The 14,966-nt window shown below is 52.2% G+C and carries 11 protein-coding genes; 9 read left to right on the top strand and 2 right to left on the bottom strand.

The features are described 5' to 3' along the window. Positions 1–350 precede the first annotated feature (350 nt). The 5 genes from E1757_RS20025 to E1757_RS20000 all read left to right on the top strand — a co-directional run bounded on the left by E1757_RS20025 (position 351) and on the right by E1757_RS20000 (position 6,433). Positions 351–2,255 carry an acyltransferase family protein gene (locus E1757_RS20025; RefSeq protein ID WP_133231388.1) on the top strand — a complete coding sequence of 635 codons (1,905 nt, stop codon included), beginning with the start codon at positions 351–353 and terminating at the stop codon, positions 2,253–2,255. A 587-nt stretch (positions 2,256–2,842) separates the two neighbouring features. Further along, positions 2,843–3,721, top strand: a complete 879-nt coding sequence (locus E1757_RS20020) for a carbohydrate ABC transporter permease (protein ID WP_246079326.1) — start codon at positions 2,843–2,845, stop codon at positions 3,719–3,721. Positions 3,722–3,988: 267 nt separating this feature from the next. Continuing rightward, positions 3,989–4,888, top strand: coding sequence for a carbohydrate ABC transporter permease (locus E1757_RS20015; RefSeq protein ID WP_246079324.1), 900 nt, complete (start codon positions 3,989–3,991; stop codon positions 4,886–4,888). Between the two features lie 24 nt (positions 4,889–4,912). Then, positions 4,913–5,896 (top strand): 2-dehydro-3-deoxygalactonokinase, encoded by a 984-nt coding sequence (locus E1757_RS20010; RefSeq protein ID WP_133231386.1) that lies wholly within the window; start codon positions 4,913–4,915, stop codon positions 5,894–5,896. Positions 5,897–6,133: 237 nt separating this feature from the next. Then, a complete protein-coding gene (locus E1757_RS20000; RefSeq protein WP_133231384.1) occupies positions 6,134–6,433 on the top strand; it encodes a discoidin domain-containing protein in 300 nt (99 codons plus the stop codon). 171 nt (positions 6,434–6,604) lie between these two features. Here the strand turns inward: E1757_RS20000 and E1757_RS19995 are convergent, their stop codons facing one another. Beyond that, positions 6,605–7,540 carry a dihydrodipicolinate synthase family protein gene (locus E1757_RS19995; RefSeq protein WP_133231382.1) on the bottom strand — a complete coding sequence of 312 codons (936 nt, stop codon included), beginning with the start codon at positions 7,538–7,540 and terminating at the stop codon, positions 6,605–6,607. Between the two features lie 45 nt (positions 7,541–7,585). Further along, positions 7,586–8,743 carry a mandelate racemase/muconate lactonizing enzyme family protein gene (locus tag E1757_RS19990; protein ID WP_133231380.1) on the bottom strand — a complete coding sequence of 386 codons (1,158 nt, stop codon included), beginning with the start codon at positions 8,741–8,743 and terminating at the stop codon, positions 7,586–7,588. Positions 8,744–8,944: 201 nt separating this feature from the next. Here E1757_RS19990 and E1757_RS19985 point away from each other — a divergent pair, with 201 nt between their 5' ends. From E1757_RS19985 to E1757_RS19970, 4 genes are all read left to right on the top strand, one after another. Beyond that, positions 8,945–9,745: an IclR family transcriptional regulator gene (locus E1757_RS19985; RefSeq protein WP_133231378.1), complete on the top strand. Its 801-nt coding sequence runs from the start codon at positions 8,945–8,947 to the stop codon at positions 9,743–9,745. Between the two features lie 82 nt (positions 9,746–9,827). After that, on the top strand, positions 9,828–11,612 hold the full coding sequence (locus E1757_RS19980; RefSeq protein ID WP_133231376.1) for a sensor histidine kinase: 1,785 nt from the start codon (positions 9,828–9,830) through the stop codon (positions 11,610–11,612). Continuing rightward, on the top strand, positions 11,587–13,242 hold the full coding sequence (locus E1757_RS19975) for a response regulator transcription factor (RefSeq protein WP_133231374.1): 1,656 nt from the start codon (positions 11,587–11,589) through the stop codon (positions 13,240–13,242). Before E1757_RS19980 ends, E1757_RS19975 begins: the two co-directional genes overlap by 26 nt. A 146-nt stretch (positions 13,243–13,388) precedes the next feature. Next, positions 13,389–14,747 (top strand): ABC transporter substrate-binding protein, encoded by a 1,359-nt coding sequence (locus E1757_RS19970; RefSeq protein WP_165972193.1) that lies wholly within the window; start codon positions 13,389–13,391, stop codon positions 14,745–14,747. Positions 14,748–14,966 lie beyond the last annotated feature (219 nt).

Genomic DNA, 14,966 nt, shown 5'->3' with positions numbered 1-14,966 from the left:
GCAAGGCTTTCTTGCTCCGGCGATCAGCCTATCATGCCCGCTCCTCCGCGTAAAACTGCTTTACCGTAAGTGGATGCGCTCGGAATAAGACAAGCCGACGGCACCGAAACTGTGTACACTATCGTTCTGATGTACATGTATCTGATTTGTTGTACATGTATTCTAGTAGTCACCCGTCAGCTTAGTTAAAACCTATCATTATTGTGATTGAAAGGACAGAATACAGATGAATGGTATGAAACGAATGAAGCAGAACAGCAGTAGACGGATCGCAGCGGCGAACTGCATGACAAACGAACGATTCTCGCCATTCGCAACAAACGATGATATAGATGGGGAAGGCGGAAGTTATGCCTAAGCCGCTGAACGGCAATGGCCGCTACATGCCCGGACTTGATGGACTGAGGGCGCTCGCCGTGTTTGCCGTCATCGTCTATCACCTCAATGTCGGTTGGGCACCCGGGGGATTGCTGGGTGTCGGCGTGTTTTTCGTATTGTCCGGGTACCTTATCACGGACATCCTCATTGCCCAATGGAAAAGGAACGGGCGTCTTGATTGGAAAGACTTCTGGTTAAGACGGGTACGGCGGCTGATGCCCGCGTTGCTCGCCATGATTGCGGCCGTCATGGTTTGGATCACACTATTCGATCGTTCCCAACTGGTATCGCTGCGTGGGGATGTTCTGTCGACGTTGCTGTATGTCAACAACTGGTGGCGTATCTTTCACGAGGTTTCGTATTTTTCAAGCTTCGGTCCGCCTTCCCCGTTTGGCCACTTCTGGTCGCTCGCGGTGGAGGAGCAGTTCTACCTGTTATGGCCGCTGCTTCTCGTTATCGGACTTCGCTTCGCGCCGAGGCGATGGTGGCTTCTCGGGGTGACTCTCGCACTAGTGCTTGTTTCGGCGCTAGTGATGGCGCTACTTTACGAGCCGGGTACAGACCCGAGCCGGGTTTACTACGGTACGGATACGCGAGCGTTCGCCTTGCTCATCGGCGCCGCGCTTGCCATCATTTGGCCGAGCCGCAAGCTCTCCGTAAAGGCTTCGGCACAAGCGCGCCTGGTCCTTGATTGCATCGGGGGGGCCGGTCTGGTGACGATTGTGGTTATGATCCGGCTGACCGATCAGTACGACAGCTTTCTTTACCGGGGTGGATTTGTGCTTTTATCCGTTGCCACGGCCGTGGTTGTGGCGGCACTTGCCCATCCGGTAAGCCGGCTGGGCAAAGCACTGGGCTGGAAACCATTGCGATGGCTTGGCGTTCGTTCTTATGGCATTTATCTTTGGCATTATCCGGTTACCGTCCTGACTAGTCCGGCGGTCAACACCGGCGGGACCGATATTGTTCTTAGCGCATTGCAGGTGGGAGTCAGTGTTATACTTGCCGCGCTATCGTGGCGGTTTATCGAGGAGCCGATTCGAAACGGCGCTTTGGGTAAAGCATGGAGACAGATGCGTACTCGGGGAAAGCGGTGGGAGTGTATACCAGCCTGCCGTAAAATCGCTTCAGTATGTATGCTGCTCGTACTGGTGATGTCCTTGATCGGCATGACAAGCTGTGCATCCGGCACGACGGCTGGCTCTGTTTCGTATGGCGGTGGCGACCTTCAAACGGATACGACAGCGTCGACGTACCCCAAGCACGACGGTGCTCGGCCCGACGTAGAACGTCCGGAACTTGAAGGCACAGCGCAGCCTGGGACAAACAACGACTCGAAAGAGCCCGTTGTGATGCCGAAGCCGGATGCGGGGCAGGGAGTGACCGCGATCGGCGATTCGGTCATGCTCGACATTGCCCCGTATCTACACGAGTTTCTTCCGGGCATCACGATCGACGGCAAAGTGGGCCGACAGATGTCTCAGGCGAAGGACGTAATTGATCAGTTCAAGTCGAAGGGCGAGTTAGGCGATGTTGTCATCATCGAGCTCGGCACGAACGGAACGTTTTCGGAGAAGACGCTCGTTACGCTGCTGCATTCGCTTGAAGACGTTCACCAAATTGTGCTCGTAAACACGCGTGTACCGCGTCCGTGGGAAAGCGAAGTCAATTCGACCTTGGCGAAGGCGGCGAAACAGTTCTCCAACGTGACGCTCGTCGACTGGTACACGGCCAGCGCCGACAATTCATATTTCTCACGGGACGGCGTCCATCTTGTCGAGGAAGGCGCGAAGGTATATGCTTCGCTGGTAGCGGAGACGATCAAGCCGCAACAAAGCACGAATGCCGGAAACCATTCGGCGGTAACAGGCCGTTAAAGGAGAAGCCGCTGCCAATAGACCTAAAGGTAAAATCGCACCTTTATGGATTATGAAGGATCCGCAAAAGATCATCGATCGGCATGAGAGCCCCGGCGGATATGGCGGCCGATTCGGCACCGAAGCATTCGGAGACAGCGAAGGCAAGGGAGCTTTTCAAGGCGCGATCCGGCATGTTCGGATTTTTAGCGTGCCGCTTCAGAAAGAAGATATTCATAGGATGTACCTCTCCGAAAAGCACTTGTGATCATGCCCGCTTAGCGTCCGTAATTGTGGACGAATCGATGGATGCGTAGGCGCAAACGGAAAAACCACCGTTAAGATTAGAGCCTCGGTGGTTTCCGCCTAGGCTTCACTATGCGCGCCGAGGCTTCCGCCGCTTGTTACAAGAGAGCCATGTTCCAGCATGGCTCTTTTTGTAGTCATATTTGTTTTTATCAATAATATACGTAATTTATGTTTCAAACGTATACGTGGACAAAATAGCCGCCACTTCTAAATATTTTCCCCCTTATTTCAAAACGATGTTCATTTTCAGCCATTCTCAGTCGATGCTACCATAGAAATAAACCAAGGGAGGGCTGATTGTGAACAAACAAGAGAAACTGCTGGGCTATTTATTTATCGCTCCCAACTTGATCGGAATCACGGTGTTTATGCTGATCCCGTGCCTTTTTGCATTCGCCTTATGTTTTATGGAATGGAACCATATGGCCGGACTTGTGGAGATGAAATTCGTCGGGCTGGAGAAATTCGCCCAATTGACGGGCGACGAGACGTTCTGGAAATCGCTGAAAAACAATGTCATGTACACGGTGATCGGCGTGCCGCTGGCCGTCGCACTTGCGCTTATCGTATCGGTTGTGCTGAATGATAAGGTATTTATTCAAAAAACGCTGCGCGCGATGTTCTTTATTCCTTACGTTACAAACGGGATCGCCGTCGCTTTTGTCTGGATGCTGCTGTACGAACCGCGCAAGGGCCCGCTGAACGGATTCCTCAAGGCGTTCGGCGTCGATAACCCGCCGATGTGGCTGGCCAGCACGAAGTGGGCGCTGCCAGCGCTTATCATCATTTACATTTGGTCGCATATTGGTTTCAACACGATCATCTACCTTGCGCATCTGCAGGGGATTCCGCGGGATTTGTACGAAGCTGCGGAAGTGGACGGAGCCAAAGGGTGGCAAAAGTTCACCTATATCACGTTTCCGCTGTTGTCTCCGGGTACGTTCTTTTTGCTGGTGACGGGTATCATTGGTTCGTTTAAGGTGTTCGGCATCGTGAATGCGCTGACTCAGGGCGGGCCGGGAGATTCAACTACGGTGTTGGGTTATTACATTTACACTACAGCGTTCCGGTTCTACGACATGGGATACGCGTCCGTTATGTCCCTGGTGCTGTTTGTGATGATTATGATTGTAACGGTCATCCAGTGGCAAGGCCAAAAACGGTGGGTACATTATTAATTAAATTGTTTGCGAAGCTGTTTAAGTTGAACGAAAGAACATCCGGGAAAAAACGAAGTGCAATGGACAAAGAGAATTGCCTTGCCGGCGAGTATTGGCTTTGAATCCCTACGAACCGAAGGCCCTTATGCTAAAAGGAATTCAAAACAAGATGTCTGAAGCGGCATGGCAATCTCTTTCGCAATGGAAGAAGTCAGCTTTGCTTCGCAAAGCTCAGTAGTGCTTACGAAGTCAGCTTTGCTTCGCAAAGCTCTTAGGAGGAACGCCATGTCTGCAAATACAATGAAAGCAAGCTCGAAACCGGCGGTGAAACGAACCGCAGTCCAAAAGGACAAGCTGTCCGCTGCCGGACTTTTGGGCAAGTGGATTTTGACCATCGTCATGCTCGTTATTGCCGTCGAGATGATCATACCTTTTATATGGATGATCTCGACCTCGTTTAAAAAGGCGTCGGATGTATTTAATTACCCGGTGCAGTGGATTCCCGCCACATTTGACTTCAAACATCATATCAACGTCTGGTCGGGCAGCGACTCGTTTATTACGTATTACTTGAACTCCCTGAAAGTAACCTTGATCCCGGTCATTTTAGCCGCTTTTTTAAGCAGCCTTGCCGCATACAGCTTTGCCAAGCTGGAGTACAAAGGCCGGGATGCGTTTTTTCTGCTGTACATTTCGATGATGATGGTGCCCAATCAGATCTTGTTCGTGCCGAAGTTCATCATGTTCGACTGGATGGGTATTTATAATACCCATTGGGCGCTTATTTTGCCGCAGTGCTTCAGCGTGTTCGGGGTGTTTTTGATGCGGCAGTTTTTCGTATCGTTCCCGAATGAGCTGATTCAAGCGGCGAAGGTAGACGGCGCGAACCATTTCTACATCTGGTGGAAAATTATGCTGCCTTTGGCTAAGCCGGTGATCGCTTCGTTTATGATTCTGGATTTCACTTGGAACTGGAACGATTACGAGAATCCGCTTATTTTTCTGAACAGCCAGAAGCTTTACACGATTCCGTTGGGACTAAACAAGTTCGTGCTGGAAAGCAACATCGACTACAACGGGATGATGGCGGCCGCTTCGGCAAGCATCATTCCGATCATTATCGTGTTTTTGCTCGGTCAGCGGTATGTGGTTGAAGGGGTTACAAGCTCGGGGATTAAAGGATAATAAACAAGCGAGGAGAACGACAACATGTTGTTATTTGTGATTGACGCAGGAACGACAACTAGCCGGATTCGCCTGACGGACGGCGAGACGATTATTGCCTCAGCCAAACGCCAGATAGGCGCAAGAGACGTTGCGATGACCGGAAGCAAGGACGTTTTGGAGCGGGCTTTAAAAGAATGCATCGAAGAGCTGCTGGAGAATACGGGCATTACTGCCGAGCGGATCGATGCGGCGGTGGCTTCAGGCATGATTTCCTCCAATATGGGGCTTTATGAAACTCCTCATTTGGAGGCGCCGATGAACGCGGATCAGCTTGCCTCACAGCTTGTGCCGCAGGCATTTACAAGCATTACGGACCGGCCGTTCGTCTTTATTCCCGGGGTGAAAACCGGTTTTCAAGCGGAAACCCGGCTGCAGGACAAAGATATGATGCGCGGGGAAGAGGCGGAAATTTTCGGTTATTTGGATAGTCTGGGAGATCAGCGGAACGAATCGGTCCTGTTTATGCATTACGGCTCCCATCACAAATGTATTCTGCTTGAAGAAGGCAGCATTACGGGCTGCAGGACGGCGATTACGGGCGAGATGATGATGGCGATCTCGCAAAATACGATTCTCAAAAGCAGCCTGTTGCCGGTTGATGAGATCGCGCCGGATTTGGACTGGGTGCGCCAGGGGCTGCAAATCGCCGGGCAAGCAGGCTTTGGCCGGGCGCTATTTTCCACACGCGTGCTGGATACGATGGAAAAACGGAGCAAGCAGGAAGCGTCCAGCTTCTTCCTCGGCACCCTGCTGGCGCTCGATTTGCAGATGGTCGGTGAAATGATTGTTCACGGTACCAATCGGATTGTGCTGTACGGGAAAGAGCTGTTCCCGTCGATATTTGCGCCGGTTTTGCGGGAAACGTACCCGTCCCTCACGGTCGACGTCATCTCGGACGAGCAATCGGATCTGCTCAGCGCCAAAGGCGCGGTGGCCATCTACAGGCAGTACGCGGGGCAAGCCTAGTGCTACACGGATCCTGAAGCAATCTTTATCCCAACCTTCAGTACAGACATATGCATGATGTCTGCATTGAAGGTTTTTTTAATTTGAGAAGGAGGCGGAAGGACAGAAATTTAAATGGTGGCTGTTGTGGCATGTAACATTGCCCGGCATCCGCACCGTGATGATTTTGCTGCTGATTATGAAGCTGAGCCACATATTGGACGCGGTTAATGCGGTGGATAGCATCTCGGCGGACGAATCGCGCTGGCTCAGCACCAATACAAGCGGCCTCACTGGCTGGCCATCGATTTGGGGCAGAACTATACGATTAAAAGCGCGGAAATTACGACAGGCAAAGGAAGCAGCGAAGCCGTCGGCAATTTCAAGCTGCAGTCGTGGAACGGCACGGCTTGGGTCGATATTCCGGGCACTTCCGTGACCGGCAACACAAGCACCAAAGTCGTTCAAATGTTCACCTCAGTGACGACGAGCAACGTCCGTTTTTGTTCGACGGATAACGGCTATGTGAAGGTGAAGGACATCCGCATCTTCGAATAGCTTCGGAAGGTAAGCGGCGCTTAAGTCCCGGTGAGTCTCTACACCCGGCTTTGCGGTGGCCGGATATTCGCCCAACGCAGGTAACATTTCTTATAGTTGCCAAAAAAAGCTGCCCTGCATTCGAGATGAAGTCTCAAATGGCAGGGCAACTTTGCATGTATGCAAAATCGATTAACGCTCGTTTCTCGCTTTTCTCCAGCGGAGAGCCAGCAGATCGAGATCTTTTAGCGTATCCATCACCTCGCGGCGGAGCAGATCGTCCATCGGCGCATTCGGATTGCGGACATAAGCGGATTCGATGACGCCTCCCGCCTTCAGCACTTCCTTATGTACCGACATTGCAAAGCCAGGGATCGTACCGATTCTCATAAACGGCAAATATTGATAAAACGTTCTGCGGGCGGTATCGAGATCGCCCGCTTTAAACGACTGATAAATCTTGACGCATACTTCCGGATATTCACAGGCAGGCATCGTGCCGACGGCGCCTCTTCCCAATTCCTCGTAGAAATACATGCTGTTCATGCCGCCGAATACGGTCAAACGTCCGTCCGATTGCTGCAGCACGTCCGTCACTTTGAGCGATGTAGGCGGTGCTTCCACTTTCACGTAAGAGATGTTCTCAAACTCCTTGGACAAGCGGGCCAGCAGCGGCGCCGGCATATTGACTCCGCTCGCCAGCGGCGCGTCTTGAATCATGATCGGAATCGTAACTGCTTTGGCGATTGCGGCAAAATAATCGTACAGCCTAGTTCCGTCCGGCTTAGCCATATACGGCGGCAGCACCATCAGTGCGTCGGCGCCTTGTTTTTCCGCTCTTTTGCTCAACTGAACGGCGGTTTCAAGCCCGGTATGACCGCTTCCGAACACCAACGGCACCCGGCCCTTCACTTCGTCGACGACGATTTCCGCGATACGCGATTTTTCCTCTTCCAGCAGTGTATACATTTCGCTGGCCATCCCAAACAAGGCGATGCCGTCCACCTTCGCGTGAAGCTGGAAGCGAACCAGCTCGCGCAGGCTGTTTTCGTCGACTTCTCCGTTGTCCTTAAAAGGTGTGGCCAGTATCGGATATATTCCCTCGAGTTTCACGTCAGTTTTGCTCATGTTATTTCCCTCCGTATATTAAAAATGATGGATGATAGTCTGAATTTACTCGCTCATCAGCTCGCGCAGCTTGTCTTCGTTGATGTCGACGCCAAGGCCGGGGCCTTCGGGCAGTTGATAGTAGCCGCTCTCGCAAACGATAGGCTTCTTCAGCAGCGTATTGGCGATCTCCATCACCGTCGGCTGGTATTCAAGAATCAGAAAGTTCGAGATCGAGGCGCTGTTGTGCAAGGTGGCCGCAATACAAATCCCTTGTCCGACGCTTAAGTGAGGCGCGATCGGAATATTAAACGATTCCGCCAAATTGGCGATTTTTCTCATTTCCGTAATACCGGTGCGCCCGACGTCCGGCTGCAGGATATCCGCCGCTCGCTTCAGCAGGCGGTCTTTGAACTGGTACCGGGTGCGCTTCGCTTCGCCGATCGCGACAGCCATGTCGAGCGCTCGGGCGACCTCCGCTGTTCCGTCCACATCTTCCGGCGCTGTCGGCGCTTCCAGAAACTCGATGCCAAGCTTCTCCAGACGCCGGCCGAGCTGGATTGCCTCCGACACCGAATATTGCCAGTGAGCGTCGACCATCAGCCGGAATCGTCCGCCAAGCGCTTCCCTCATGTATCCGGCAATTTCCGCATCCTTGTGGACGCCATAGCCGAGGTGAAGTTTAATTGCTTGAAACCCTTTTGCTTTCCATTCAAGCGCCAGCTGGATGCGTTCTTCCTTTGTTTCCCGCGGGATGCCGGAGACATAGGCGGGAATCTCTTTCCGGTAAGCTCCGCCGAGCAGCTGATACACGGGCAATCCGACGGATTTCCCGAGAATGTCCCAGAGCGCAACGTCGACTGCCGTAATTGCATCCACCATAAATCCCGAAAAATAACCGCGTTCCCGCATCGAGTCGTACAACTTGTTCCAAATGACGTCGATGTTCCTAGGGTCCAAGCCGATTAAGAATGGGGCAAACAGCCGATTGATGATTTCTCCCGTCACCTCGGGACCGACCGGCGCCAGCGCCTCGCCCCAGCCGTAAATGCCGCTGTCCGTGGTGATCTTCACCAGCAAGGTTTCCAGGTTGCGGGAATAAATGGAGCGGTACTCAGGCCGGATATAGTAATCGTTATCCTGTCTTAACCCGCTGGAATTGCCCAAATAAACGGGCCCTTTCCGGATTTTTAACGGATACACCTCAATGCTTTGAATTTTCATTGACTTCACCCTCTTTTCGTAAATTGTATTTCATAATGTGCAAATATATTGTATAATACGATAAGACATTATTCAATAATAAAATTGAATATCGTATCGGATGATTATACAATGACATTGTAGACATATGTCCGTACGTTCTTCGCGGCATCCTGTCCACTATCGCGAAGAAGGACAGGACAGATATGAAGGAGTGGTATTTTGAAACAGGAACAAACCGCTACGATGCTTACGCAAAGCGTGACTAGGGCGCTCGCGATTTTATCGTGCTTTTCCGACGAGCAGCCGGAACTCAGAGGAGTCGATTTCGCCAAAAAGCTGAATTTGACGCAAAGCAACGTATCGAGGCTGCTCACCACAATGGTGACGCTCGGTTATGTGGAAAAAGACGAGTTGACCGGTTTTTACCGGCTCGGCCCGGAAATTATATCGCTGGGCGGCATCGCCCTCAATCATTATGAAATTCGCAAACAAGCGCTGCCCGAGCTGCACGAGTTGGAACGAAAACTCGGTCTCGGCGCGAATCTGGCCATTTTGAACGGCGGGCAAATGTTTTATCTGGCGCACGTGGACAGCCATAAATCGCCGCGCATGTTTACGATGATCGGCCGTCGCAATCCGCTTCACTGCACGGGGATCGGCAAGGTGCTGCTTGCTTACGCAGACCCTGGCAAGGCGGCGCAAATTCTCGAACAAGAAGGCATGAAGGGGTACACGGAAAATACGATTACCGTTCAAGACGATCTGCTGCTTCAATTGGAGCAAATCCGCAAGCGGGGTTATGCGGTGGAGAACGAGGAGCTGGCGCTGGGGAGAGCTTGCATCGCGGCGCCGGTCAGAGGCCGGTCCGGGCAGGTGATCGGCGGCATCAGCATCTCCGGTCCGCTGTCGGAAATGGATTTGTCCCGCAGAGAATCGGAGCTGTCGGCCATATTGATTGAGGCGACGGACCGCATTTCGATGAAGATGGGTTATATTACCGCGGGCTACTCCCGTTTCTAGACGGGAATTTGCAGAAAGCTGTTGTTTCGCGGCTCCCCCTACTCACAACCAGGATCGGCTTAAACCGCCCGGGAGGAGGATCATGATGAAAATTTTTTCTTCCCTTTCCATCAAACTTATCAGCGCTTTTGTCATTTTTGTATTGATCCCCATTTATTTGGCGCTTCTGCTGCTCTATCAGCAGTACAGCAATACGTTGGAGTCAAAAGTACAGGACTATTCCAATAAATCGTTTGAACAAATGTATCAGCTGGTGGGGAGCCGCCTGCTCGATCTGGTCCGCGTATCCAACGGCATTATCTTGAATCCGGCCACAAAGCAAATATTGGAGCGGGGAAGCGGAGAGTCTAATTGGCAGTACCAGCTCGATATGGACACGCTGGACCGTACCTTCGACGAGGCTCAGAATACGGGCCGGGTGAGCAGCATCTATTTTACGCTGGTCACCCGCGACGGCCGGGTGTTCGGCAACTGGTCCTCCCTTCCGGGGAAAGGTCAAACGGCAAGCGAATGGTACGCCAATGCCGTGAAGCATTCGCCTTTCCCGGTGTGGATGCCGCTGCAGGACAATTTTTTGCGTAACAGCAGCACCAAATCCCCGATGGTCTCCATGGCGCAGGCTATAGAAGGAAACTCCGGCGTTTTGCGCACAAGCATCGAGCAATCGCAGATCGACAAGTGGCTCTCTGAAATCAAGAACAGCTGGACAACGCTCATCTACAACGAGCAGGGGGAGCTTATTTACGGTCATGACGAAGAGCTGCCGGACGAGTTGAAGCGCGATTTGGAGAGCAATTATATAAGCTGGAACTCGGTCGATATTCATCAATTCAACCGCAGCGGGTTTCGCGTCATTTCCCAAGGTCTGCCCTTGAAGGGCTGGACGGTCGTTCAGCTGTTGGATGAAGCGGAGTTGTACAAGGACATCCGATTCCTGATGAAAAGCTTTACGTTATTTTCGCTCATTTCGCTGCTGGTGTTTATCGGCGTCACTGCGCTTGTCACAAGCCGCATCACCCGGCCGTTGAAGAAGCTCAGATGGGCAATGAAGCGGGTTGGGGAAGGCGATTGGGACGCAGAGGTTGCGATAACGACGAAAGACGAGGTCAGCCATATTGCGCTTCATTTCAACCGGATGGTTCGGCAAATCGGCGATTTGTTCGGGCAGCTGCGCGAAGAGGAACGCAAAAAATCGGAAATTTATTACGAATCTCTGCTGGCTCAGGTGAACCCACATTTCCTGTTTAATACGCTCAGCTCGATCAAATGGACGGCTTCCATCAGCAAAGCGCATCATGTGGCGGATTTAATTTCGTCGCTAGGCAAAATTTTGGAAATGAGCACCTCGCGGGTGGAGGACCGCATCTCGCTTCGCCAAGAGATCGATTACGTGCAGCATTACATGAAGCTGCAATACGCGCGGTTCGGGGAACGGGTCAGTTTGTCGATCCTTGTCCCCGATGAGCTGCAGCAGGCGATGATTCCGAAGTTCGTGCTTCAGCCGCTTGTGGAAAACGCGATTTTGCACGGTTTCGAGCAGCATGAAATCCGCGGGGAAATCAGGATCGAAGCGGAAGCCCATGACGGCAGGCTGATCTTGTTTGTGTTAGACAACGGAAAAGGATTCGGCGAAGAGAAGCTGCGGCAGTTGTTTGCGAAGAAGCCGGCCGGGGATACTCCCGAACATAGACAAATATCCGGCATTGGCTTGCGCAACGTGCAGGAGCGGATCCGAATGCTGTACGGTCCGCAATACGGGATGATGTTTGCCAGCGAAGAGGGGATCAGCACCGTTGTGCGCATTGTTTTGCCTCTGGTTATGGGAAAGGAGGAACACCTCTATGTACAAAGTGCTTATCGCGGATGACGAGATGATCGTCCGGGTCGGATTAAAATCGTTTATCGAATGGGAGCAGTTTGGATTCACCTTGTGCGGCGAAGCGGGCAACGGAGAAGAAGCGCTGGCGTTATGCGAGCAGCTTGCCCCCGATGTGGTGCTGACGGATATGCGGATGCCCAAGATGGGTGGGCTTGCGTTTATCGAGCAGGCGTTAAAGCGCTGGCCGGATTTGAAAATCGTCGTGCTCAGCTGCGTCAACGAATTCGATGTGCTGCAGCAGGCATTCCGCTTCGGCGTCAACGATTATTTTCTGAAGTTGTCGTTTAATCCGGATAACCTGATCGGCATTTTGGAAAAAGTGGGCAAGGAGCTGGACCAGCTGCGCGCCGCGGGAAAGGGAGCAGCCGCGCCCGCCGTGCAGGCGGAGGAGCTGCTGCAGCCTGAGCAAGCGGTGCTGAAGGAGCATTTTTACCGGATTGCCGTTCGCGATAAACATCAAACCTTAAAGCTCGGCGGCCGTCTCAAGCTGCGGATTGCTCCGGGGGAGCACATCGCGATGGCTATTCGCGGCGACCACCCGTACAGGCTGGACAAGAACGATCCGAAGCTGCGCGGCCACCTTTTAAAATATTCGGTGATCAATATCGTGGAAGAAGTGCTGGGCCGAGAGGTCGCTACGGATGTGGTGGAGCTGGACGAGGATGAATATTTGGCGGTATGCGCTGTGGGCGACGGATGGAGCGACGAATCCGCCTTCCTGCTCGCCAAGGAGATTCAGCATTCGCTGCTGCTCTTTTTGAACTATTCGGTTTCGATCGGCATCGGCGAGCGGATGAATATGTTTCAGCACTTTTACGCAGGTTATTCGCAAAGCGCGTCGGCGCTTGAACAAAAATTTTACCGCGGCCATGGTTCCATTCAGTTCTACTCGGACTCCGATCTGACCGGGGATGATGCCGCGGCGGATAACGGGCTGGGGCCACTGTCCGCCATGCTCGATGAGAAGGCGATGGCTGTCTATCTGGACAGCTTTTCTTTTGAAAAAGCGCGTATCACCGTGCTGGAATGTATCGAGCGGATCAAAGCAGTAGGCGCTTGGCCCGCAGAAGATGTGAAATCGTATTTCACCGAATGGGTCATTCCATGGCTGAGGATGTACAAAAGCTACGGCGGTTCGGCGAAGGAGCCGCATGACCGTTCGGTCAGTCCGTTTGAGCAAATTCATTCGCTGGAAACGCTGGAGGATATGCGGAATTGGTATATCGACTATACGATCCGGATGGAGGAGCTGATCCGCCAGCTGTCCAAAGGTTTGCGCTCGCGCGAAGAAATCAAGAAGGCGAAGCGGTATGTCGAACGGCATTATGCCGATGAGATCAGCATTGTCGACGTTGCGCAGCATATCGGACTGAACAGCACGTATTTCAGCCACCTGTTCAAGAAAGAGACGGGCGAAGGCTTCAGCGAATTTTTGACGCATTACCGGTTGACGAAAGCGCAGCTGCTGTTGAGAGATTCCTCGAAAAATATTACGGAAATTTCCGAGGAGGTCGGCTATAACGATGTCGCTTATTTCCGCAAAATTTTCCGCGGACAGCTGCAGATGACGCCAAGCGAATACCGCGCCCAGTTTACCCGGCACGGAAGCGCGATCTAAAAAATTTCATCGTCCCATCCAAATAAATTGCACGTTTTGTAAAAAAATCTTCTATCCTGCCCTGCACCCCCAAAGCGGTATACTTTCAACCAAGGCGCATGAAGCCGGTTGGTAACATCACAGAAACGGAAAGGGGCTAGTACATTTTGAAAACGCATTTAAAACAAATATCGTTTGGCGTTCTGGCAATTGCGCTCATAGTCACTACAGCGGCATGCGGCAACGGAGACAAAGCCGCGTCGGGAGATCAGAAGCAAGGAGCCGAGCCGAAAAAGAAAGTGACCCACTTGAATTTCTGGGGAGCCATTCCGCCGGAAACCGGACCGCAGGAACTGGTCGATGCTTGGAATAAAGCGCATCCTGACATCCAGGTCACTTACACCCGGTTCGTGAATGACGACAGCGGCAATACGAAGCTGGAAGCGGCGCTGCTGGCCGGAAACGTCGACGTGTACATCAATTACGCTTGGGAAACGATGCAAAAACGGATTTCCAGCAAGCTGCTGGAGCCGCTTGACCCATTCCTCGACAAGGAAAATTTCAATCTTGAGGAAAACTTCGGCAAGCATCCGTACGAAACGGGCGGCAAGCGCTATTTTATGCCTACGCTTGGCGGCTCTAACGCATTTATCATGTACAACAAAAATATGACAGACGCCGCTAACATTAAAATTCCCGACAAATGGACTTGGGACGATTATATGAAAATCGCCAAGCAGCTGACCAAAGGCGAAGGCAACAACAAGATTTACGGCTCCATCGAGGCGACGGCGGGATATCACTGGGCCAGCCCGGCACAAACGCTGCTGAACGGCGACTACACGTACAAGGAAGGCAAACCGGAGTCCAACTTCGACGATCCGGCGTTCCTGAAATCATTGCAAATCCGCTACCAAATGGAAAACATCGACCAGTCGCAAGTGCCGCTGATCGAGATGAAGGCTTCCAAAATGGACATGTCCTCCGAGTTTACGAAAGGCCATGTAGCGATGATCAACAACTACAACTCGCTGCTGCGGGATATCCGCGATCCCGAGAAAAACCCGCACGATTTCGTGACCGCGTTCGCGCCGATGCCTACGTTAACACCTGAGCAAAGTGAAGTATGGAGCGGCGGTTTGCGCGAATGGATTTCCATGTCGCCGCAGGCAAGCAACAAGGAAGCGGCATATCAGTTCCTGAAATATTACGCCACCGACGGTTACTATCCGATGATCAACTCCGTGCGTATTCCGGCCTGGAAAAAAGCGAATACCGACGATATTACCAAGTATTTCCTCGGCGACAAACGCGAAAAGCTGTTTGATCTGGATTCGTTCAAGAAGTACGTGCTGAACAACCCGATGCACCGCAATTTGGATCGCGTACGGACTGAAGGAGCGGCCAAAATTTTGCAGATCATGACCGAAGAATCGGAAAAGGCGCTGCTGAAGGAACAATCCGTCGATGACGCGATCAAAAACATGAAGAAAAAATCCGACGACGCCATCAAGTCCGGCAAGTAGACTAGGCGTTATTGATGAAGCGAAAACGGACAGAACCGCAACAATGAGGTTGCGGCTCTGTCTTTTTTCGGGCACCTTGAGTGAGGTTCAGCATGGTAAAAATACCTCGCTATAAGGTGCTCGTTTCCGAACGCGCCGCCAAATGCTGGTGGGCCTTGAATCAGGTGGGGTAGAGTCCCCATCTGATTCCCCGATGTTCAGCAAAGCTGAACGAGTTCA

The sequence above is a fragment of the Paenibacillus piri genome (genome assembly GCF_004354045.1).
Lineage (GTDB): Bacteria > Bacillota > Bacilli > Paenibacillales > NBRC-103111 > Paenibacillus_S > Paenibacillus_S piri.
The sequence above is the reverse complement of the archived record's forward strand: the minus strand, read 5'-3'. Positions and strand labels throughout refer to the sequence as shown.

Bases quoted from the DNA above. Each gene is read 5' to 3' on its own strand.
- E1757_RS20025 (WP_133231388.1), top strand. From the start codon at position 351: ATGCCTAAGCCGCTGAACGGCAATGGCCGCTACATGCCCGGACTTGAT.
- E1757_RS20015 (WP_246079324.1), top strand. From the start codon at position 3,989: ATGTCTGCAAATACAATGAAAGCAAGCTCGAAACCGGCGGTGAAACGA.
- E1757_RS20010 (WP_133231386.1), top strand. From the start codon at position 4,913: ATGTTGTTATTTGTGATTGACGCAGGAACGACAACTAGCCGGATTCGC.
- E1757_RS19995 (WP_133231382.1), bottom strand. From the start codon at position 7,540: ATGAGCAAAACTGACGTGAAACTCGAGGGAATATATCCGATACTGGCC.
- E1757_RS19990 (WP_133231380.1), bottom strand. From the start codon at position 8,743: ATGAAAATTCAAAGCATTGAGGTGTATCCGTTAAAAATCCGGAAAGGG.
- E1757_RS19980 (WP_133231376.1), top strand. From the start codon at position 9,828: ATGATGAAAATTTTTTCTTCCCTTTCCATCAAACTTATCAGCGCTTTT.
- E1757_RS19975 (WP_133231374.1), top strand. From the start codon at position 11,587: ATGTACAAAGTGCTTATCGCGGATGACGAGATGATCGTCCGGGTCGGA.